The 19664-nt window shown below is 71.5% G+C and carries 19 protein-coding genes; 11 read left to right on the plus strand and 8 right to left on the minus strand.

The genetic code is table 11. From position 1 onward, the window contains the following. Window positions 1–13 precede the first annotated feature (13 nt). The 5 genes from ACFYZA_RS27870 (at window position 14) to ACFYZA_RS27890 (ending at window position 5464) form a co-directional block, all read left to right on the plus strand. Entirely contained in the window at window positions 14–1429 is a 1416-nt protein-coding gene (locus tag ACFYZA_RS27870; RefSeq protein ID WP_382591375.1) for a family 2B encapsulin nanocompartment shell protein, read from the plus strand. A 117-nt stretch (window positions 1430–1546) separates the two neighbouring features. Next, a complete protein-coding gene (locus ACFYZA_RS27875) occupies window positions 1547–2905 on the plus strand; it encodes a family 2 encapsulin nanocompartment cargo protein terpene cyclase (RefSeq protein ID WP_388493340.1) in 1359 nt (452 codons plus the stop codon). A gap of 17 nt (window positions 2906–2922) precedes the next feature. Next, window positions 2923–3804, plus strand: coding sequence for a geranyl diphosphate 2-C-methyltransferase (locus tag ACFYZA_RS27880; protein WP_388493342.1), 882 nt, complete (start codon window positions 2923–2925; stop codon window positions 3802–3804). Between the two features lie 418 nt (window positions 3805–4222). After that, complete coding sequence (locus tag ACFYZA_RS27885) at window positions 4223–4480, plus strand: hypothetical protein (RefSeq protein WP_382595867.1); 258 nt, start codon at window positions 4223–4225, stop codon at window positions 4478–4480. A 165-nt stretch (window positions 4481–4645) separates the two neighbouring features. Then, complete coding sequence (locus ACFYZA_RS27890) at window positions 4646–5464, plus strand: SAM-dependent methyltransferase (protein WP_388493531.1); 819 nt, start codon at window positions 4646–4648, stop codon at window positions 5462–5464. On the opposite strand, the gene ACFYZA_RS27895 is transcribed toward ACFYZA_RS27890, so the two are convergent. Together ACFYZA_RS27895 and ACFYZA_RS27900 are read right to left on the minus strand one after the other, a co-directional pair. Beyond that, a complete protein-coding gene (locus ACFYZA_RS27895; RefSeq protein WP_382595870.1) occupies window positions 5461–6411 on the minus strand; it encodes a helix-turn-helix domain-containing protein in 951 nt (316 codons plus the stop codon). The genes ACFYZA_RS27890 and ACFYZA_RS27895 overlap by 4 nt on opposite strands. An 89-nt stretch (window positions 6412–6500) precedes the next feature. Further along, the gene (locus tag ACFYZA_RS27900; RefSeq protein WP_382595873.1) at window positions 6501–6737 is read right to left on the minus strand and encodes a DUF397 domain-containing protein; all 237 of its coding nucleotides are present in this window, start codon (window positions 6735–6737) and stop codon (window positions 6501–6503) included. A 346-nt stretch (window positions 6738–7083) separates the two neighbouring features. On the opposite strand from ACFYZA_RS27900, the gene ACFYZA_RS27905 reads away from it, so the two are divergent. Both ACFYZA_RS27905 and ACFYZA_RS27910 read left to right on the plus strand, forming a co-directional pair. Then, window positions 7084–7788 carry a DUF2470 domain-containing protein gene (locus ACFYZA_RS27905; protein WP_388493345.1) on the plus strand — a complete coding sequence of 235 codons (705 nt, stop codon included), beginning with the start codon at window positions 7084–7086 and terminating at the stop codon, window positions 7786–7788. A gap of 97 nt (window positions 7789–7885) precedes the next feature. Next, window positions 7886–8716, plus strand: a complete 831-nt coding sequence (locus tag ACFYZA_RS27910) for a thioesterase family protein (RefSeq protein ID WP_382595879.1) — start codon at window positions 7886–7888, stop codon at window positions 8714–8716. A 44-nt stretch (window positions 8717–8760) separates the two neighbouring features. Here ACFYZA_RS27910 and ACFYZA_RS27915 read toward each other — a convergent pair whose 3' ends face one another. Next, the gene (locus ACFYZA_RS27915) at window positions 8761–9360 is read right to left on the minus strand and encodes a helix-turn-helix domain-containing protein (protein WP_382595882.1); all 600 of its coding nucleotides are present in this window, start codon (window positions 9358–9360) and stop codon (window positions 8761–8763) included. A gap of 87 nt (window positions 9361–9447) precedes the next feature. Between ACFYZA_RS27915 and ACFYZA_RS27920 the strand changes: the two genes are divergently transcribed. Continuing rightward, window positions 9448–10101, plus strand: coding sequence for a class I SAM-dependent methyltransferase (locus tag ACFYZA_RS27920; RefSeq protein WP_388493346.1), 654 nt, complete (start codon window positions 9448–9450; stop codon window positions 10099–10101). Between the two features lie 30 nt (window positions 10102–10131). Here ACFYZA_RS27920 and ACFYZA_RS27925 read toward each other — a convergent pair whose 3' ends face one another. After that, the gene (locus ACFYZA_RS27925; protein ID WP_382595888.1) at window positions 10132–10554 is read right to left on the minus strand and encodes a MarR family winged helix-turn-helix transcriptional regulator; all 423 of its coding nucleotides are present in this window, start codon (window positions 10552–10554) and stop codon (window positions 10132–10134) included. A gap of 162 nt (window positions 10555–10716) precedes the next feature. Between ACFYZA_RS27925 and eno the strand changes: the two genes are divergently transcribed. Then, a complete protein-coding gene (eno, locus tag ACFYZA_RS27930) occupies window positions 10717–12024 on the plus strand; it encodes a phosphopyruvate hydratase (RefSeq protein ID WP_388493347.1) in 1308 nt (435 codons plus the stop codon). A gap of 33 nt (window positions 12025–12057) precedes the next feature. On the opposite strand, the gene ACFYZA_RS27935 is transcribed toward eno, so the two are convergent. After that, on the minus strand, window positions 12058–12345 hold the full coding sequence (locus ACFYZA_RS27935; RefSeq protein ID WP_382595894.1) for an STAS domain-containing protein: 288 nt from the start codon (window positions 12343–12345) through the stop codon (window positions 12058–12060). Further along, entirely contained in the window at window positions 12345–16523 is a 4179-nt protein-coding gene (locus ACFYZA_RS27940; RefSeq protein WP_388493348.1) for a SpoIIE family protein phosphatase, read from the minus strand. Before ACFYZA_RS27940 ends, ACFYZA_RS27935 begins: the two co-directional genes overlap by 1 nt. 143 nt (window positions 16524–16666) lie before the next feature. On the opposite strand from ACFYZA_RS27940, the gene ACFYZA_RS27945 reads away from it, so the two are divergent. Both ACFYZA_RS27945 and ACFYZA_RS27950 read left to right on the plus strand, forming a co-directional pair. After that, window positions 16667–16960 (plus strand): hypothetical protein, encoded by a 294-nt coding sequence (locus tag ACFYZA_RS27945; protein WP_388493350.1) that lies wholly within the window; start codon window positions 16667–16669, stop codon window positions 16958–16960. Continuing rightward, window positions 16957–17313: an STAS domain-containing protein gene (locus ACFYZA_RS27950; protein WP_382595903.1), complete on the plus strand. Its 357-nt coding sequence runs from the start codon at window positions 16957–16959 to the stop codon at window positions 17311–17313. Before ACFYZA_RS27945 ends, ACFYZA_RS27950 begins: the two co-directional genes overlap by 4 nt. 30 nt (window positions 17314–17343) lie before the next feature. On the opposite strand, the gene ACFYZA_RS27955 is transcribed toward ACFYZA_RS27950, so the two are convergent. Both ACFYZA_RS27955 and ACFYZA_RS27960 read right to left on the minus strand, forming a co-directional pair. Continuing rightward, on the minus strand, window positions 17344–18195 hold the full coding sequence (locus tag ACFYZA_RS27955; RefSeq protein ID WP_382595906.1) for a DUF4253 domain-containing protein: 852 nt from the start codon (window positions 18193–18195) through the stop codon (window positions 17344–17346). 119 nt (window positions 18196–18314) lie between these two features. Next, window positions 18315–19559, minus strand: coding sequence for a CaiB/BaiF CoA transferase family protein (locus tag ACFYZA_RS27960; RefSeq protein WP_382595908.1), 1245 nt, complete (start codon window positions 19557–19559; stop codon window positions 18315–18317). Window positions 19560–19664 lie beyond the last annotated feature (105 nt).

The raw sequence follows: 19664 nt of genomic DNA on the forward strand, positions 1-19664 counted from the left end.
GAGAGCTCGCCCGATGACTGTTGACTCGAGCCCGGACACTCAACTGGAGCCGCCACGGCCGCAGTCCAGTCTGGGCACGGCGGCCGCTCGCAACCTTGCCACCACCACCAAGTCCGCCCCGCAGATGCAGGAGATCAGCTCCCGCTGGCTGCTGCGGATGCTCCCCTGGGTGGAGGTCAGGGGCGGGGTGTACCGGGTCAACCGTCGTCTGACGTACACGGTCGGCGACGGGAAGGTGGAGTTCGTTCAGGACGGCGCCGCTGTGCGGGTGATCCCGGGACAGCTGGGTGAACTGGCGCTGCTGCGCGGCTTCGACGACGTGGAGGTGCTCACCGCCCTCGCCGGCCGCTGTGTCCAGCGCGACTTCGCGGCCGGCGAGACGCTGGTGGAGCGGGGCGCCCCGGCGGACCGGCTGCATCTGATCGCCCACGGCCGCGTGGGCCAGACCTCCGTCGGCGGATACGGCGACGAGCTTTCCTTCGACGTGCTGGGCGACGGCGACCACTTCGGCGAGTACGCCCTGCTCGACGAGGACGCCCGCTGGGAGCACACCGCGACCGCCGAGACCTCGGGCACCCTGCTCACGCTCTCCCGCGCCGACTTCGCGGCCGTGCGTGCCTCCGCGCCGGCCCTGCGGGACCACGTGGAGAGGTTCGCCGCGCTGCCCCGCCGGCGGCAGAACCACCGCGGCGAGGCGGAGATCTCGATGTCCGCAGGGCACGAGGGAGAGCACGAACTGCCCGGCGCGTTCGTCGACTACGAGCCGAGGCCGCGCGAGTACGAACTCTCGGCGGCACAGACCGTGCTGCGGGTCCACAGCAGGGTGGCCGATCTCTACAACGGGCCGATGAACCAGACCAAGGAGCAACTCCGGCTCACCATCGAGGCGTTGCGCGAGCGCCAGGAGCACGAGCTCATCAACAGCCGTGAGTTCGGCCTGCTGCACAACGCCGACTTCAAGCAGCGCATCCAGCCGCGCTCGGGGCCGCCGACCCCGGACGACATGGACGAACTGCTCTGCCGTCGTCGCGGTTCCAAGTTCTATCTGGCCCACCCGAGGACGATCGCGGCGATCGGCCGCGAGTTCAACGCGTGCGGTCTGCGTCCCGCCCAGGTCGATCTCGACGGGCAACTGGTGCAGGCCTGGCGCGGGGTGCCGATCCTGCCCTGCGACAAGATCCCCATCACCCAGGAGCAGACCAGCTCCATCCTCATCATGCGTACCGGCGAGGACAGCCAGGGCGTCATCGGGCTGCGCCAGACCGGCCTGCCGGACGAGTACGAACCGGGTCTCTCGGTCCGCTACATGGGCCTCGACGAGAAGGCGCTGACCTCCTACCTCGTCAGCACCTACTTCTCCGCCGCCATCCTCGTACCGGACGCGGTCGGCGTCCTGGAAAACGTGCAGATCGCCCGCCGGCCCAGGTAGCCGGCCCACTCGACACCGCTCGACACCGCTCTGCTCGTCCCCGTCCATCGACCGGGGCCGGTCGAGCATGCCCGAACCGTCCGGGGACAGCCGTCCACCCCACCAAGGAGCCATGGATTGCCCGCGCCCGATCTGCCCCCTCCCCAGTCGAGTCTGCCCGAGGCCACCGCCCACTTCGGGGCGTACGCCCTCGCCGACGCGGCGGCCCGCGCCCGTGACATCAAGGCCGCCACGAGCGCCCCACCGGGTCCCGCCACGAGCGCCCCGCCGGGCCCCACTCCGCCCTCGCCGCCGCGCGCACCCACCCTGCCCGTCCCGGCTCAGGCCGCCCCGCCTCCCCCCGCCGCGCCGGCGACCGAGGTGCCGGCAGTCGAGGTGCCGCCCGCGAGCACCGACCTGGACCGGCTCCTGCGCGGACCCAGCGGGCTCGGCACCTCGGGCCTGCGCCTGACCCTGCGGGAGGAGGCGCCCGTACCGGCGCGGCCGTCGGTGGTGGAGGGGACCCCGATCCCGGGCCTCTACCACCACCCGGTGGCCGAACCCGATCCGGTGCGGGTCGAGGAGGTCAGCCGCAGGATCAAGTCCTGGGCGCTGGACGAGGTTTCGCTGTATCCGGACGACTGGGAGGAGGAGTTCGACGGCTTCTCCGTGGGCCGTTACATGGTGGGCTGCCATCCGGACGCGCCGTCCGTCGACCACCTGATGCTCGCGACCCGTCTGATGGTGGCCGAGAACGCGGTGGACGACTGCTACTGCGAGGACCACGGCGGCTCACCCATCGGACTGGGCGAAAGGCTCCTGCTGGCCCACACCGCCCTGGACCCGCTGCACACGACCGGGGAGTACCAGCCGCAGTGGGCCGAGTCGTTGCACTCGGACGCGCCCCGGCGGGCGTACCGCTCCGCCATGGAGTACTTCGCCGGGGCGGCCAGCGCCTCGCAGGCCGACCGGTTCCGGCACGACATGGCCCGGCTGCACATGGGGTACCTCGCCGAGGCGGCCTGGGCGCAGCAGGACCACGTCCCCGAGGTGTGGGAGTACCTGGCGATGCGCCAGTTCAACAACTTCCGCCCCTGTCCCACCATCACCGACACCGTCGGTGGCTACGAACTGCCGGCGGACCTGCACGCGCAGGCCGCCATGCAGAAGGTCATCGCGCTCGCGGGAAACGCGACGACCATCGTGAACGACCTGTACTCGTACACCAAGGAACTCGACGCGCCCGGGCGGCACTTGAACCTGCCCGTCGTGATCGCCGAACGGGAGGGCCGCTCCGACCGGGAGGCCTACCTGAAATCGGTCGAGGTCCACAACGACCTCATGCACGACTTCGAGACAGCGGCCGCGGCCCTGGCCGCCGACTGCCCGCTCCCGAACGTGCAGCGCTTCCTGCGCGGCGTGGCCGCCTGGGTCGACGGAAACCACCACTGGCACCAAACGAACACCTATCGCTACAGCCTGCCCGACTTCTGGTAGGAAGAATGGACTCATCTGTGACCAGCACCGAACTCACCGCCACCGGCGCCTCCCTGTTCATCCCGGGCCCGGCGACGCCCTACCAGGGCGACATCGCGCGCTACTGGGACGGGGAAGCGCGGCCCGTGAACCTGCGGCTCGGCGATGTCGACGGTCTCTACCACCACCACTACGGCATCGGCGACGTCGACCACTCCGCGCTCGGCGACGCCGATGACAGCGAGAGCGAGAAGAAGCTGATCACCGAGCTGCACCGGCTGGAGTCGGCGCAGGCCGAGTTCCTCCTGGGGCACCTGGGTGACATCGGCCGTGCCGACACCCTGGTCGACGCCGGGTGCGGCCGGGGCGGCTCGATGGTGATGGCGCACCAGCGCTTCGGCTGCAAGGTCGAGGGTGTCACCCTGTCGGCCAAGCAGGCCGACTTCGCCAACAACCGGGCCCGTGAACTCGGCATCCAGGACCACGTCCGCTCCCAGGTCTGCAACATGCTGTCCACGCCCTTCGAGACCGGGCAAGCGGCGGGCTCGTGGAACAACGAGTCCAGCATGTACGTCGACCTGGACGACCTGTTCGCCGAGCACTCCCGCATCCTGAAGGTGGGCGGCCGCTATGTGACCATCACCGGCTGCTGGAACCCGCGGTACGGCCAGCCCTCGAAGTGGGTCTCGCAGATCAACGCGCACTTCGAGTGCAACATCCACTCGCGCCGCGAGTACCTGCGCGCGATGGCCGACAACCGCCTGGTGCCGCAGGCCGTCATCGACCTGACCCCCGACACCCTGCCCTACTGGGAGCTGCGGGCCACGTCCTCGCTCGTCACGGGCATCGAGGAGGCGTTCATCAACTCCTACCGGGACGGCTCCTTCCAGTACGTCCTCATCGCGGCCGACCGGGTCTGACCCCAGCGCGAGGAACACCAAGAGCGGCGCCCCCACCCGGGGGCGTCGCTCTTCTCGTGTGCACGCCGTCGGGCGGCCCGGGTCAAGGTGAAATTTCGGCCGCGATTGGTTACGGCGTTCCCATGTTCATACGTTCGGGTTGTGCGGGGGTGTGAGTACCCGACGCACTTCGCACGACCGCCCCGCAGCGCGCCGGCGTGTATGGGCCGGTGCTGCGGGGCGGCGGGTCGCGGTACGGGCGTGGCGGGCGGAGTTCCCGTTCCGTTTTCAGGGTTTTCCGGCGATGGCGGGGCCGCCCCGAGCGGTGATTGTGTTCGGTGCCCGGACAGAACCAGGGCTGTCCGGCCCGGAACCACCCGGACCCAGGTCCACCGGACCCGGTTCACCCAGACCCCAGGGCCACTCAGAGGAGAACACCGTGCTCGAACGCGTCTACCGGAAGCTCGCCTTACTGCTCCCCGAGCGGCCCGGCACCGGCATCCCCCTGCATGTGATCGCCCAGACCGCGGTGGTCGGCATCCTCGCCGTCACCGCCCGCTGGGCCTCGGTGCTCGTGACCGCCACGGTGGCGGGCGTGGTGTGGATGGGCCTGCCTCCGGAGGCGCTGGTGATGGCCGCGCCGGTGGCGTGGGCGGACCGGACCGTGGTCATCTACCTCCGCGTCACCCGCCTGTAGACGGCCGAGGCCGCCGTACGCACCGGCCGGCGGTCCCTACCGGGCCGAGAATCGCCTAGCCCCGCCGCGCCCGCGTCCAACTGCCCTCCACAGCGGGCCAGTTGGGTTCTAGCATGGCTCTCCTGTCAACCGGCGGTAGCCGCAGCCCAGTTGATCAGGCCGCGCCTGAACGGGGAGAGAGCCATTTCCATCGACGTGAGCACGCCGAGCGTGGCGCGCATGTACGACTTCCTCATCAACGGGACCGACAACTACGAGTCGGACCGGGAGGCTTGCCGCACCCTCCTGGAGATCGCGCCCAGCACCCGGGAACTCGCCCTGATCAACCGGGCTTTCCTGGTGCGCTCGGTGCGCTACCTCGCCCAGGAGTGCGGCATCCGCCGCTTCATCGACCACGGCTCCGGGCTTCCCACCCGCCCCAACGTCCATCAGGTCGCCCAGGAGACCCAGCCCGGCGCCCAGGTCGTCTACATCGACAACGACCCCCTGGTGCACGCGCACGGGCGGCTCATGCTCGCCGAGGACCTGAAGACCACCGCGGTCATCGAGGCCGACATGCGCGACGTCGAGGGCAACTTCGGGCGCCCCGAGGTGCGCCGTCTGGTCGAGGACGGGGAGCCCGTCGCCGCGCTCTTCGTGTCCGTCCTGCACTGCGTCCCGGACGAGGACGACCCCTGGCGGCTGGTGAAGGACGTCGCCGACCGGCTGCCCGACGGCAGCTATCTGGTCGTCTCCCAGCTCGCCAGCGACAATCCCCAACTGCGCCACGAGGTAACGGAGTTCATGCGCGAGGCCACCGGTGGCACCTGGGGACGGGTGCGCTCCACGGCGGAGGTGCGGCGGTACTTCCACGGCCTCACCCTGCAGAAGGCCGAGGAGCCCGTGGAGGTCTCCACCTGGTACCCGGACACCGACATCTTTCCGCGCCAGGCGACCCAGGAGTGGATCGAGTACGGCGGCGTCGGAAAGATCGTCCGGCCCTAGTCCCCGGAGGCCGGTTCCTCGTCGTCCGCGAAGCCGGCGATGAGCCGCTCAAGCAGGGCCAGCGTTTCCCGCTTGCCCAGGCTGTGCTGGATCAGCTCGGTCATCGACGCGGCGTGCAGATCGACGTCGCAGGGCTCGCTCAGCCAGGTCCCGCCGCTGTTCAGCCCCTCGGTGTAGACCATGTCCGGCTCTTCCCGGGGCGGGAACTTGAAGACCGTCATCGCGGTGGTCGGCGGACACACCTGTGCGCAGGCCCGGTCGGTGAAGATCCGGATGTGCACCCGGTCGCGGTTCTCGGCGAGGTTGAACAGATGGCGCAGCTGACCGCGCATCACCTTGCGGCCGCCCACCCACTTGCGCAGCGCCCCTTCGGAGATCACCGCCGAGAAGTCCGGCGCCTCGGGCGACTCGAGTATCTGCTGTCGGCGCCGCCGCACCTCCCAGCGGCGGTCGATCGTCGGGTGGTCCGGTCTGCCCAGATAGGGGGCCTGCATGATGGCGCGGGCGTAGTCGGAGGTCTGGAGCAGGCCGGGCACCAGCGAGTCGCAGAAGGTGCGGATCTCCTTGGCCGCGCTCTCGACCGCCATCAGGTTGTGCAGCGACGTGTCCACCACGTCGCGGTAGTCCGTCCACCAGCGGTGCTGGTTCGCGTCGTCCACGAGGCTCGTCAGCGCCCGCAGCGATTCACGGTCGTCGTAGCCGTAGAGCGTGGCGAGCCGGGTCACGGTCTCGGTGTCGGGCCTGGCATCGCCGTTGGCCGTCTCGTACCGGCTGAGCTTCGAGGCCGAGCCGATCGCCCCCGCCGCCACCACGTCCTGGCCGCGCAGCCCAGCTTCGAGCCGCATCTCGCGCAGCCGGATGCCCAGCACGCGCGCGGGCGGCGCGGCGCTCGCGCGCGGCCTCTCCGGCTCCTCACCCGGGACCAGATCGAGAACGCGTGCGGCCACCCTGACTCCTCCAGCGCACGGCGACCGTCGCCGATACGCGCCCATCCTGAGGAAGCGGGGTGGCCGCCACAACCCGTGTCCCCGGGTTTTCAGCCAACCATGGTGTCGAACTCCCCCTTGCGCGCCCCGTCGAGGAAGGCCGCCAGTTCGGAGGAGGTGAAGACTAACGCCGGTCCCTGGGGGAAGCGGGAGTTGCGCAGCGCCACCTCCCCCTGGGGGAGCCGCGCAATTTCAACGCAGTCGTTGTAGGCGTCGCTCGCGGTCGCCTTCACCCACACCGCGTTCGCGATCTCGTCGGCCCGTACGCCGTTGCCATAACCTGCCATCAGCTTTCGCCTCTCTCGCTCTGAACTGCGCGAAGCCCCTTGGCGGCCGCGCGCCTGGTCGTACCCCCGGGTCTCCGGCCGTCGGGCGGATGCCCACGGCGGTGAAATTTCAGGGAACCCAGGAGTGCCGCCGATCGTAGCGAGGCCCCGCCGGGCCGTGGTGTCCCTCGAAAGTGGGCAATTCCCGTTGGCCATAAGGGGTTTCACTTGCGCTGCCCGGCCCATCGCGCGTCACGTCCGCCCCTTCCGCCACGGCGCCGACGAAGACACCCGCCGGATAGGTTAGGTTAGGCATACCTAAGCAGAAGGGCTTGGGTATCGACGCCGCCTCCCAGGGGGAACTCGTATGCGCCCATTCCGCGTCCGCTCCACCACGCCGACCCCCGCCGAGCGCGTGCGGGCGATCCTCGCGGCGGCCCATTCGATGACCGTGGTGACGGAAGGCCGCCACCACGAGGTGTACTGCGCCGGCGATGGCGGCGCCGCCGGCCGCATCCATCTGCACGAGCCCGGTGACCTCGCCCACGGGCAGCGGAGCGGCCCGTTCCCGGCCCGCCTGGAGCTCACCGACATCGCCCCGACCGCCGTACGCGACCGGCTGCGCGCCCGCGTGACCCTTTCGGGACTCCTGACCGCCCCCTACGACCCGGACTCCGCGTCGAGCACCTGCATGGAGTTCACCGGCGCCTGGATCGAGGACGCCCAGGGGCGTACGGACATCTCCCTGGACGCGCTCCAGGAGACGGACCTCGATCCGCTGGCCACCCGCGAGGCGAGCATGCTGAACCACCTCGTCGACAGCCACAAGGACCTCGTCCCGCTGCTGCTCCGGCTCGTGCGCCCCCAGGTGAAGAGCGCCCTGACGCGGGTGCTTCCCGTGGCGCTCGACCGCTACGGTCTGACCCTGCGCCTGGAATACCCGGCCACCCACCAGGACGTACGACTGCCGTTCCCCCGGCCCGTCAAGGACATCGAGCACGCGGGACCCCAGATCCACGCACTGCTGTCCGCGGCCCGCCGCTCCTCCCACTCCAGCCGCCTGCCGGCCTGAGCGCCGGCCCGAGCCGGCCGATGCGCGTCGAGCGACTCGGGCGGTGCGACGGCGAAGGCCCTTGCCCGGCCGGTGCCTCATGGTCCAGATTTCCGCCATGAGCCCTGAACCCGATTCCGCTTCCGATTCCGCTTCGCCGCCCGAGTTCTTCTACCGCGAGCTCGCCGACGGTTCGTTCGAGAGCACGCCGGCGACCGCGGGCCCGTGGAGTCCCAAGACCCAGCACGCCGGTCCCCCGTCGGCCCTCGTCGGGCGGGCCATGGAACGGCACGCCGGGCGGCCCGGGTCGAGGATCGCCCGCGTCACCGTGGAGCTGCTCCGTCCGGTGCCGGTCGCGGACCTGCGGGTGGAGGTGCGGGCCGTGCGCTCCGGCGCCCGAGTCGAGCTCCTGGAGGGCGAGTTGACGGCCGACGGCGAGCCGGTGCTGCTCGCCCGCGCCTGGCGCATGGTGGCCAGCCCCGCCGACACCCCCTCGTTGCGGCACGGTCCCGCCGCGCCGCCCCTGCCGGGACCGCGGGCGCTCGGCAGCATGACGGGGGCCTACCTGGGCGGTTACGTCTCCGCTATGGAGTGGCGGTTCGAGGACGGCCGCAGCTTCGACTCGCCGGGTCCCGGTACCGTCTGGGCCCGCCAGCGCGTCCCGCTGGTGGCCGGGGAGCAGGACACCGCACTGACCCGGGCGCTCACGCTGGCCGACAGCAGCTGGGCCGTCGCGTTCGAGCTGGACCACCGCGAGGGCCTGGTCATCAACACGGACATCACCCTCGCCCTGCACCGCGACCCGGTCGGCGAATGGCTGTGCCTGCGCTCGGAGACGGCGGCCAGCCCTGCCGGTTCGGGCCTCGCGACGGGGCTGATGTACGACGGGTCGGGCGACTGCGGCCGGGTCCTTCAGACCCTGCTCGTCACGGAGCGCCGGCCCCGCTGAATGCGGGCGGCGGGGCCGGCGGGGGTGCCTGTGCCGGCTCGCCGTCAACGGCCGCCCCGGGACGGCGTACCGGCACCGCCACGCACATGCGCGCGCACCCCTTGCAGTCCGAACAGGACGAGGAGCTCGACCGCGCCACCGTCGGAACTGCCCAGCCAGTGCGGCACGGACGTGTCGAACTCGGCGGCCTCGCCCGGCGGCAGGGTCAGGTCGCGCTCGCCGAGCACGAGCCGCAGGCGCCCGCTGAGCACGTACAGCCACTCGTGGCCCTCATGGGTCTGCGGGGCCGGGGCCGGCGGTTCGGGGCGGGCGGGAATGATCATTTTGAACGCGTGCACACCGCCGGGCTGCCGGGACAGGGGCACGAAGGTCATTCCGAACCGCTGGATCGGCTTCAGATGGATGCGGGGATCGCCGGTGGGCGGGGCGCCGACGAGGTCGTCCAGCGGCACGTCGTACGTGCGGGCCAGCGGCAGCAGCAGCTCCAGGGTCGCCTTGCGCTGCCCGCTCTCGAGGCGGGACAGGGTGCTCTCCGAGATGCCGGTCGTCGCGGCCAGGTCGGCGAGGGTGATCGCTCGCTCGCGCCGCAGCGCGCGCAGCCTCGGCCCCACGGCTCCCAGCACGTCTTCCGTTCCACGGTCCATCCGCCCATCTTGCCAGAGCGGCAACTTTTCGTGCCAAATCGCGGGCGCCCGGCAAGACTCGGCGCATCCCGACACAAGGAGCCCTCCATGAGCACCCCCGATGCGGCCGACGCGGTCGACGCGGTCGACGCGGTCACGTACTGGGAAGACGTCTACGCGGCGCGCCCGGTGGTCACCGATCCCCGGCCGAACGTCCGTCTCACCGAAGTGGTCACGGCCCTGCCGCCCGGCCGCGCGCTGGACCTGGGCTGCGGCAACGGCGGCGACGCGCTGTGGCTCGCCCGCCAGGGCTGGCGGGTGAACGCCGTCGACATCTCGGCGGTGGCGGTCGCCCGCCTCACCGACCTGGCCCGCTCGGGCGGCCTGGGCGACCGGGTCACCGCGGCGCGGCACGACCTGCACGAGTCCTTTCCCCGGGGCGGGTTCGACCTGGTCAACGCCCACTATCTGCACACCCCCTTCGACCTGGACAGGTCGAGCGTGCTGCGCGGGGCGGCGCACGCGCTGCGCCCGGGCGGCCGGCTGCTGGTCGTCGACCACGGCTCGACCGCGCCGTGGTCGTGGAACCAGGACCCCGACGCGCACTTCCCGACCCCGCACGAGGTCGCGGCGGGCATCGGCGCCGACCCGTCGGCGTGGACGATCGAACGCGCCGAAGCCTCGCGCCGGACCGCGACGGGCCCCGGCGGCCAGAGGGCCGAGGTCACCGATCACATCCTGCTGCTCCGGCGGGCTTCCTGACGAACCATCAGGCGAGCGCGGCCGCCTCGGTCAGCGCGTGGCGAGCCGCTCCAGCAAAGCGGCGCTCCGCGCCAGCAACTCCCTTTCGCCATCGGTGAGTTCGGCCTCGATGGCCTGCGCGAGCCAACCGGCCCTGCGGCCGCGCTCCGCTTCGAGCGCGGCCCGGCCGGCGTCCGAGAGATCGACCAGCGACTTGCGGCCGTCCGTGGGGTGGGCCCGGCGGGTGACCAGGTTCTGTTCCATGAGCAGCCCCACCGCGCGGGCCATCGACTGGGGGCGTACGCGCTGATCGGCGGCGAGGTCGCTGGTGGTCATGGGGCCGTTGCGGTCGAGCGCTCCGAGGACGGCGGCCTGGCCCAGCGGGATGCGGTCCTCGTGCTTGACGCGTCGGGTGAGCTTGCCCATCGCAGTGCGCAGTTCGGTGGCGATGGCGGCGGCTTCCGGGGTGGGCATAGGGCACTTTACCCCGCTGGTCAGCAGAGCCGCGCACCCGACCTGCACAGCAATGCTGTACAGCAAAACTGAGCAGCATTGCTGTAGGCTTTGGTGTTGTCGGGCTCAGCGCCAGCGCTGTCGCAGCCGGAGCCCGGCCTATGACAACGGGAAGGAACTCCCATGTCCGCACAGCCGGTTGGAACCGTCAACGCCACCATCGAGACCGTCACCGCCCGCCGGATCATCGACAGCCGGGGCAACCCCACGGTCGAGGTCGACGTCGTCCTCGCGGACGGTTCCCTGGGCCGGGCGGCCGTCCCCTCCGGTGCCTCCACCGGCGCCCGGGAGGCGGTGGAACTGCGTGACGGGGACTCCGCGCGCTGGCACGGCAAGGGCGTCGACCGCGCGGTGGCCCACGTCAACGGGGAGATCGCGGCGTCCGCGCGCGGCCGGGACGCGGCGGACCAGCAGGGGCTCGACGCCGCGCTGATCGCCCTCGACGGCACGGCCACGAAGTCCCGGCTCGGCGCCAACGCGGTCCTCGGCGTCTCCCTCGCCGCCGCCAAGGCCGCCGCGGCGGCGCACCGCCAGCCCCTCTACCGCTACCTCGGCGGCGCCGACGCCCGCCTCCTGCCGCTGCCGATGATGAACATCGTCAACGGCGGCGCCCACGCCGACAATCCGCTGGACTTCCAGGAGTTCATGATCGCGCCCGTGGGCGCGGACACCTTCGCCGAAGCCGTCCGCATGGGCAGCGAGGTCTTCCACACCCTGCGCCGCGACCTGCTTGCCGCCGGGCACTCCACGGGTGTCGGCGACGAGGGCGGCTTCGCGCCCGCGCTGCGTACCGCCGAGGAGGCCCTCGACTTCGTGATGGCCGCCATCGAGCGCACCGGCTACCGCCCCGGCACCGACATCGGCCTGATCATGGACCCGGCGTCGTCGGAGTTCTTCCGCGACGGGGTGTACGACTACGCGGGCGAGGGAGTGCGCCGCACCCCCTCCGAGAACGCCGATTACCTGGCCAAGCTCATCGACGCCTACCCGGTCGTCTCCATCGAGGACCCGATGGCGGAGAACGACCTGGACGGCTGGCGCGAGCTGACCGCCCGTGTCGGCGACCGCTGCCAGCTCACCGGCGACGACGTGTTCTGCACCAACGAGACCCTGCTGCGCGAGGGCATCCGTACCGGCGTCGGCAACTCGGTCCTGGTCAAGGTCAACCAGATCGGGACCCTGACCGAGGCACTGGCCACGGTGGCCACGGCCCACCGGGCGGGCTGGACGGCCGTGATGTCACACCGCTCGGGCGAGACCGAGGACACCACCATCGCGGACCTGGCGGTGGCGACCGGCTGCGGCCAGATCAAGACCGGCTCGCTCTCCCGCTCCGACCGCACGGCGAAGTACAACCAACTGATCCGCATCGAAGAGGAGTTGGGCGACTCGGCCCGCTACGCGGGCCGCTCCGCACTGCGCCGGGGGTGAACAGGGCCCCCGCGCCGTTCCGCCCCGGCTCGGCTACGCCCCGTGGACGGTCGTGAGATCGGTGAGGCCGGAGATCGTCAGGACCGGGTCCAGGAGGGGGTTGGTGACGAGCTGGAGGCGGTCGGCGTGCGGGAAGAGCACGCTGAGGCCGGCGCTGTCGAGGTATTCGACGCCGGAGAGATCGAGGACCAGCGGGCCGGCCGTCCGCGCGAGGGCGGCGGCCAGCTCCCCGGCGTTGCTCATGTCGATCTCGCCGTCCGCGACCAACAGCTCGGCGCCGTCGGGCCGTCGTCCGTGAGTGAGGGTCAAGGGAGTGGTCATCAGGAGATCCTCGTGTGCATGTCGACGGTGGTACCGGACGGGCCGGGCGTGATGGTGACCTGCTGCATCAGGGCCCGCATGAGACTCATCCCGCGGCCCCGGTGGGTGTTGAGCTCCGGCTGCGGGGTCTTCCAGCGACCGGTGTCGGCGATGGTCAGGTGCAGATCGTCGACGTACGCCTCGGCCCGGAAGTAGATGGTGTGGCCGGGGGTGTCGCGGTGCCCGTGCTCGATGGCGTTGGCACAGGCCTCGCCCGCGGCCACCAGGACGTTCTGCACCGTGGTGGGGGGCAGATCGCACTGGTCGAGCCAGCTGCGCAGCGACTTGCGCACCGGGGCGAGCTGGGACGACTCGGCGGGGAACGACATCTCCAGCGGCGCCGGGTGGCGGTAGAGCAGCAGGGCGACGTCGTCGTCGTAGCCGCCTATGGGGGCCAGCCTGGACATGACGTCGGTGGCCAGTTCGTCGACCGCGGTGTTCCGGCCCTCCTGGAGCGCCTCGCTGGCCTGGTCGATGCCCGCGCTGAGCGGACGGCGGCGGCGCTCGACGAGCCCGTCGGTGTAGAGCAGCAGCGTGGACCGGGCCGGGATGACGCAGGTGCCTTCGGGGCGTTGGCTGCCGGTCCGGACGGCCAGCGGGAGGGACCGGCCGTCTTCGAGGAGGCGGGTGGCGCCGTCCGGCTGGACGAGGATGCCGGGCGGATGGCCCGCGCTGGAGTACGTCAACTGCCCCGTGTCGGCGTTGAGTACGCCGCAGAAGACGGTGGTGCAGACCGCGCCCGGAACGCCGGCGGCGAACTGGTCCAAGGCCATCAGCGTCTGCGCCGGGCTGGCGTCCTGGAGCAGCAACGCCCGGCAGGCGCTGCGCAGTTGGCCCATGACACTGGCGGCTTCGAGGCCCCGGCCGACACAGTCGCCGACCACGATGCCGATGCGGCCGTCGGGCAGGGTGACGGTGTCGTACCAGTCGCCGCCGACCTCCAGCGGCTGGGTGGCGGGTTCGTAGCGGACGGCGAAACCGTCGGGCAGCTGAGCGGGGCCGAGGATGGCCCGCTGCAGGGCGATGGCCGTCTCGCGCTGCTGGTCGATCTGGTGCGCGCGGTTCAGCCCTTGCGCGAGGTGGCCGGCGAGGAGGGAGAGGAGCAGCTGGTCCTCCCCGGTGAAGGGCCGGTTCTCGCCCAGGTGGATCCACAGGGCGAGGGGGCCGTCGGGGAACTCCAGGAGGATGCCGGCTCCGGTGGGGTCGGCGAGCGGGGTCAGGATCGGCCCCTGGCGGAGTGCGTCGAGCGTCCCGCGCCGTTCGGCGGGCAGGTCCGGCCAGGCAGGGGTCGCGTCGGTGGAGGTCAGCGTGGGTTCGTCACCGTGGTCGAAGACGGCTGCCATGACCCAGCGGGCGCGCCACAGCTTCTTCAGTTCGTCGAGGGCCCCGGCCAGCGCCTGGGGCAGGCTGGTGGCCCGGGACAGGCAGGTGCTCAGGGCGGCCAGGGCACTCTCGCGCTGGATGGCGTAGTGCTCGGCCGTGACGTCGCGGAAGGTGCCGACGGTGACGCGACGACCGGTGTCGGGATCGTCGACCTGGTTGAACGTGGCCGTCGCCCACAGCCGGTGGCCGTCGCGGTGGGTGATCGGGATGGTGTAGGAGCCCTTGGTGTTGCCGAGCAGTTGGGCGAAGGCCTCGCTGACCTGCTGATGCGCCTCGGCGTCGGTGGCGGCGTCGGGCCACCAGGGGTGGGTCGGCCGGTACGGCAGGCCCTCGGGCCCGTAACCGAGGATGTCGGTGAACGCCGTGTTGATCTCGATGACGGCGCCGTCCTCGTCGCAGACGAAGAAGGCTTCCTGCAGGGAGTCCACCAGTGCGGTGCGCCAGCGGGCGTGATGGCCGCGCAGCCGTGCCAGTTCGACGTTCGCCCGTACCCGGGCGAGGAGTTCAGCGGCCGCGAACGGTTTGACCAGGTAGTCGTCAGCACCGGCCCGCAGGCCCTCGATGGAGGCCTCCTGCCCGGCCCGCGCGGACAGGAGCAGCACCGGGACCGAGGCGGTCCGTGAGTCCGCCCGCAGCGCCGCGACCAGGGCGAGCCCGTCCATGTGGGGCATCATGACGTCGCTGATCACCAGGTCGAAGGCCTTCGCGCGGATGGCTCGCAGCGCTTGGCGGCCGTCGCTGACCGAGCTGACCCGATACCCCGCACCGCTCAGCAGGCGGATGAGGTACTCGCGCATGTCGGCGTTGTCGTCGGCGATCAGAACGTGCGCCAGGAACTCGGGCCCGGCGGCCTGCCCATCGGTACTGCCGTTCGCGGCGACCCCGTGCACGACGCCCTCGACCGGGACGGGCACCGCCGTGGCCTGCTCGCCGGGCAGCCAGCGCAGTGCTTCCTGCACATAGGGATCGGTCATGGGGGCCGCGCCGTGACCGGGCTCCGACAGGATCGCGTCGGGGGGCAGGTGCGCGGAGCCGAAGGGCAGCCGGATGGTGAACCTGGTGCCCCGGCCCTCGACCGAGGTGGCGCTGATCTCGCCGCCGTGCAGTGCGACGAGTTCCTTCACCAGGGCGAGCCCGATGCCACTGCCCTCGTTGGAGCGGGAGCGGGCGTTCTCGATGCGGTGGAAGCGTTCGAACAGCCGGGGCATCTCCTGTGCCGCGACACCGATTCCGGTGTCGTCGACGGTCACCACCGCCACGCCGTCGTCGGCGCCCACGCCAACGCGGATCGAGCCCTCGAAGGTGAACTTCAGCGCGTTGCTGAGCAGGTTGAGGACCACCTTCTCCCACATGCCCCGGTCGATGAGGACCGGTTCGGGCAGCGGAGGGCAGTCGACCCGGAAGTCCAGGCCGGCCCGGTCGACGGCGGAGCGGAACACGCTGGCCAGTTCAGCGGTCACCGCCGCCAGGTCGACCGGCTCGTAGCTCGCCTGCATCCGGCCCGCCTCGATGCGGGAGAAGTCGAGCAGGGTGTTGACCAGCTTGCCGAGCCGCAGCCCGTTGCGGTGGATGACCTCCAGTTCCTCCCGGGCGCCCGCGTCCGTGAGCCGGTTCCTCAGCTCCTCGACCGGTCCCATGATCAGCGTGAGGGGCGTACGGAACTCGTGGCTGATGTTGGAGAAGAACGTCGTCTTCGCGCGGTCGAGCTCCGCGAGTTCCTCCGCGCGGCGCTGCTGCGCCTGGTAGCTGCGGGCACTGGCGACTCCGGTGGCGACGTGTCCGGCGACCAGCTCGACGAAGCCGCGGTATCCGTCGTCCAGGTCCCGGTACCGGTTGAGGCCGACCACCATGAATCCGTACGGCGCGCCGCCCTGCTGCCGCAGCGGTACCACCAGCGCCTGCAGAGGCGCCTCGGCCCGCTCCCCCTTCGGCAGGTCCGCGAACACGGCGCCGTCCAGCGGGGTGAGGACGGACTCCCCGCGCGCCGCGGCCTCCGTCGGCCACACCGTCTCGGAGCCCGGCGGCACGAGCTTCAGGGCGGCCGCGTGGTCCTCCCGGATTCCGGTGACGGCGGCCAGTGCCGCACTGCCGTCGTCCTGGAAGAGGTAGGTGAGCGTGAACGGCAGGTCATGGGGATTGCGGCTCAGCTGTACGCGCGCGAAGTCGAGCATCTCCTGCTCGGTGCGCACCACGCTGGGGTCGGACCCGAGGTCGCGCAGCGTGGCCATCCGCCGTTCCCCGATGACCCGTTCGGTCTCCTCGCTGACCACGCACAGCATCCCGACGACGAGCCCCGCGTCGTCGCGCAGCGGGCTGTAGGAGAACGTGTGGTAGCTCTCCTCCAGGTATCCGGAGCGCTCCACGAACAGCAGCAGCGCCTGGTCCCAGGTGGCTTCGCCGGTGGTGAGCACGGTGTCGATGCGCGGGCCGATGTCGCCCCAGATCTCCGCCCAGACCTCGCTCGCCGGCCGCCCCAGCGCCCACGGGTACTTGCGGCCCAGGGAGTCGCGCCGGTAGGCGGCGTTGCAGAAGAACGTGAGTTCCGGCCCCCAGGCCATCCACATCGAGAACTTCGACGACAGCAGGATGCTCACCGTCGTCTTCAGACTCTGCGGCCAGCCCTCCGGGTCCCCGAGCGGGGTGGTCCCCGCCCAGTCCACCAGAGCCAGATCCCGGCCGAGCACCGTGTCAGCGGCGAACACGTCGGTTCCGGCCGCCGCCGTCTCCTCCGGCCCGGCATCCTCGGAACGCGTCACTGCCCACCCCTTCGTTCACGACAGCCGATGCCCGAGCACAGCCTGTCGGCGCCCGTCGCGCTGTCGCCCCTCCGCGCGCCACGGCCCTGATGACCTTGAGATACCCGCATGGCCGCTGGACCATCCGGGGAGAGCCCGTTGACGTGATCCGTAGAATAGGACAGCCGCGCCTCGCACCAACAGGCACGGTCGACCAGGAGGGGCGGGGTGGCACCGACGGGCTCATCGGGGCGCGGACCGCGGACGGCAGCACGCTCGGCGAGGAGGGGCTCACCGGCCATCTGTCCGCCGACGCGACCCGGGGCGCCGACAGTCCGCCGGCCACGGTGTACAAACTCCTCACCGATCTGGGTACCGGAGTGAGCGACGGCACCGCACTGCTCGCCCTGCCCGTCCCGCCCCACCGCACGCCCCCACCCGCTCAGGAGAACCGGTGACCGACCCCACTCTGACCGCCACCCGACACACCCACTCCCGGGGGGCCACGGTGGTGGCCGCATCCGGTGAACTCGACCATCACACGGCGCCGGAGCTCACCCGGGTCATCCAGGAGACCCCCTTCGGCCCCGAGGTCCCCGTACTGATCGACCTCTCCGGCCTCACCTACTGCGACTCCACCGGCATCACCGTGCTGATCGGCGCGGACCGGCGGGCGCGCGCGGCCGGCGCCCCCCTGTCCCTCGTCGGCGTCAACCCCGACCTGATGCATGTCTTCCGCATCATCGGCCTCGATCAGCTCTTCAACTTCCAGCCCACCGTCGAGGACGCGATCAACGCCCTGCACGCCTGACCCGGCGTTCGACGGCCGCGCCGTGTGCGGTCAGGCCCACCAGAACGACCAGCACTTCTCCAGGACGAGTTCCTCCGCGTAGTCGGTCAGGCTCTCGGTGCCCCGCAGGACGTTGTCGGGACAGAACGCGACGTGCTCGGCCGCCAGCGGCAGGGCCTCGTCCAGGTCGGCAGGCCGGGCGGGCACGCTCAACCGCAGTCCCCTGAAGCCGAGTTCGACGAGCCGGGCGCCGTGGCGCCGCTCCCAGTCGCGGAGGACGGCCGCGATCTCGCCGGTGCCCGCGTGGTTGCTCGCGCCGGTCCAGCCGCAGCGGGTGAGTGCCTCGGCGCCACCGGCCGCGCGGACGAGGCCGATCCGCAGCCCGGGGTCATGGTGCAGCAGCCAGCCGGCCGCAGCGGCCGCGGCCGCGCCCGGACCGTCCTCCCGCGCCGGGCTCGGGCAAGGGGCGAGGCCCGGCCAGTCGGAGCCGTACGGCTCAAGCATCAGCAGCCGGTCCGCCACGTCCTGCGGGTCGTCGGGGCGGGCCACGGCCGACGAGTTCCACCAGTCGCGCAGAACGGCGGAAGGGTCGCGCCGGACGGGCAAGGACGTCTGGTCCGGGTCGAGTTCACCCGTGGCCCAGGGGCGGAAGGCCGGCTCGCCCACCGGGTGCTTCAGGAGCAGGGGCCACAGCCCCGATCGCGGGTGCTCCCCCTGGAGCTGCTCCCAGAGCCCGGCCGGCGCCGGCCCGTCGCTCAGCCACATGACCGGGGCTTCGCCCTCGGATGTCGCGGGGACGATCAGGCGGCCCGGCGGCAGCGAAGTCGACAGGGAGGACTGCTCGGCGGTGCCGTCCGGGAACAGCGGATGGAGGGCGGGCGGCAGTGGCACACGATCGGTCATGTCCCCACGGTAGGGGCGGGGTCGGACAGCGCGGGCTCGTCGGAGCGGCCCATGGACGTGAGCATGGGCACGCACGCCACGGGCGGCGCCGGCCGGGCGGAGGGCGCCGTCACCCTGGTCTACGCACCCGCGCCCCGAGTCCGCACGGCGGCCAACTGCTCGTCTGTGTAGCCGAGTTCCGTCAGCACTTCGTCGGTGTGCTGGCCGAGTTCGGGGCAGTGGCGTCGCAGCGAGGTGGGGGTGTCGGAGAAGGCCAGTGGGCTGCCGATGAGTCGGTAGAGCCCCTCGGTGGGGTGATCGGTGACGGCGAGCATGCCGCCCTCGGCCCAGTACTCGTGCTCGCCGGCCCGATCCAGGTCGAGGACGGGTGCGAAGGGGATGCTGGCGTCCGCGCAGAAGCTCTCCCACTCCCGCGTGGTGCGCTCGGGCGTGTGCTGTCCGATGAGTTCGTAGAGTTCGCCGATGTGCAGGCTCATGCTCGCGCGGTCGGCGAAGCGCGGGTCGTCGTGGAGGTCCGCACGGCCGACCTCGGTGAAGAAGGCGCGCACGTTGGCGATGGAGTACGGCAGGATGCAGGCGTATCCGTCCTTGGTGGGCAGCGCTTCGTGGCCCGGTGCCAGGGAGCGGGGAAAGCCGACGTCTCCGTGCGGCGGCTCGAAGGCGCGTCCTCCGATGTGTTCCAGGAGGGTGAAGGCGAACATCGTGTCGGCCATGGGCACTTCGACCCGCTGGCCCCGGCCGGTGCGCACCCGGGCCAGCAGTGCCGCCATGACGCCCTGGACGATGGCGAGGCCGCAGACCTTGTCCGCGAGGACGGTGGGGACGTAGGAGGGTTTGCCGGTGGCGCGGCGCATCAGGTCCACCATGCCGGAGGTGGACTGGATGACCTCGTCGTAGGCGGCCCGGTCGGCATAGCGGCTGTCGGCGCGGAATCCGGCGGCCTGGCAGTACACCAGGCGGGGGTTGGCCTCGGCCAGATCGTCGTAGGTCAGGCCGAGCTTCTTGAGCGCGCGCGGCCGCATGTTGGTGATGAGGACGTCGGCGTCGGCGATGATGTCGAGCGCCGCCCGGTGTCCCGCCGGGCTCTTCAGGTCCAGGGCGGCCGAGCGCTTGTTGCGGTTGAGGTTGAGCATCAGGGCGCCGAGCCCGTTCTCGCGGCGCTTGTGGAGCTGGCGCATCACGTCGCCCGTCGGTGGTTCGATCTTGACGACTTCGGCGCCGAGGTCACCGAGGATCCGTGCGGCGTAGGGGCCCATGACGACACTGGCCAGATCCACGACGCGGATGCCGTCCAGGGGGCCCGGCGTCGCGCCGTCCGTGTTCGCCGTGCTGCCGGTGGCCCGGTCGGGTGTGGTGCCGGTCATGTGGTGCGGTCCCTTCTTGGGTGCCTCTGGCCTTGGATGCCTCTGGTCTTGGGCACCTCTGGTCTTGGGTGCCTCTGGCCTTGGGCGCTGTGGTCCTGGTTGCCT

Source organism: Streptomyces sp. NPDC001828, assembly GCF_042892175.1.
Taxonomy (GTDB): domain Bacteria; phylum Actinomycetota; class Actinomycetes; order Streptomycetales; family Streptomycetaceae; genus Streptomyces.

Coding starts and splice junctions, on each gene's coding strand:
- ACFYZA_RS27870 (WP_382591375.1), top strand. CDS start 14: ATGACTGTTGACTCGAGCCCGGACACTCAACTGGAGCCGCCACGGCCG.
- ACFYZA_RS27900 (WP_382595873.1), bottom strand. CDS start 6,737: ATGGCAGGTTATGGCAACGGCGTACGGGCCGACGAGATCGCGAACGCG.
- ACFYZA_RS27905 (WP_388493345.1), top strand. CDS start 7,084: ATGCGCCCATTCCGCGTCCGCTCCACCACGCCGACCCCCGCCGAGCGC.
- ACFYZA_RS27910 (WP_382595879.1), top strand. CDS start 7,886: ATGAGCCCTGAACCCGATTCCGCTTCCGATTCCGCTTCGCCGCCCGAG.
- ACFYZA_RS27915 (WP_382595882.1), bottom strand. CDS start 9,360: ATGGACCGTGGAACGGAAGACGTGCTGGGAGCCGTGGGGCCGAGGCTG.
- ACFYZA_RS27920 (WP_388493346.1), top strand. CDS start 9,448: ATGAGCACCCCCGATGCGGCCGACGCGGTCGACGCGGTCGACGCGGTC.
- ACFYZA_RS27925 (WP_382595888.1), bottom strand. CDS start 10,554: ATGCCCACCCCGGAAGCCGCCGCCATCGCCACCGAACTGCGCACTGCG.
- eno (WP_388493347.1), top strand. CDS start 10,717: ATGTCCGCACAGCCGGTTGGAACCGTCAACGCCACCATCGAGACCGTC.
- ACFYZA_RS27935 (WP_382595894.1), bottom strand. CDS start 12,345: ATGACCACTCCCTTGACCCTCACTCACGGACGACGGCCCGACGGCGCC.
- ACFYZA_RS27955 (WP_382595906.1), bottom strand. CDS start 18,195: ATGACCGATCGTGTGCCACTGCCGCCCGCCCTCCATCCGCTGTTCCCG.
- ACFYZA_RS27960 (WP_382595908.1), bottom strand. CDS start 19,559: ATGACCGGCACCACACCCGACCGGGCCACCGGCAGCACGGCGAACACG.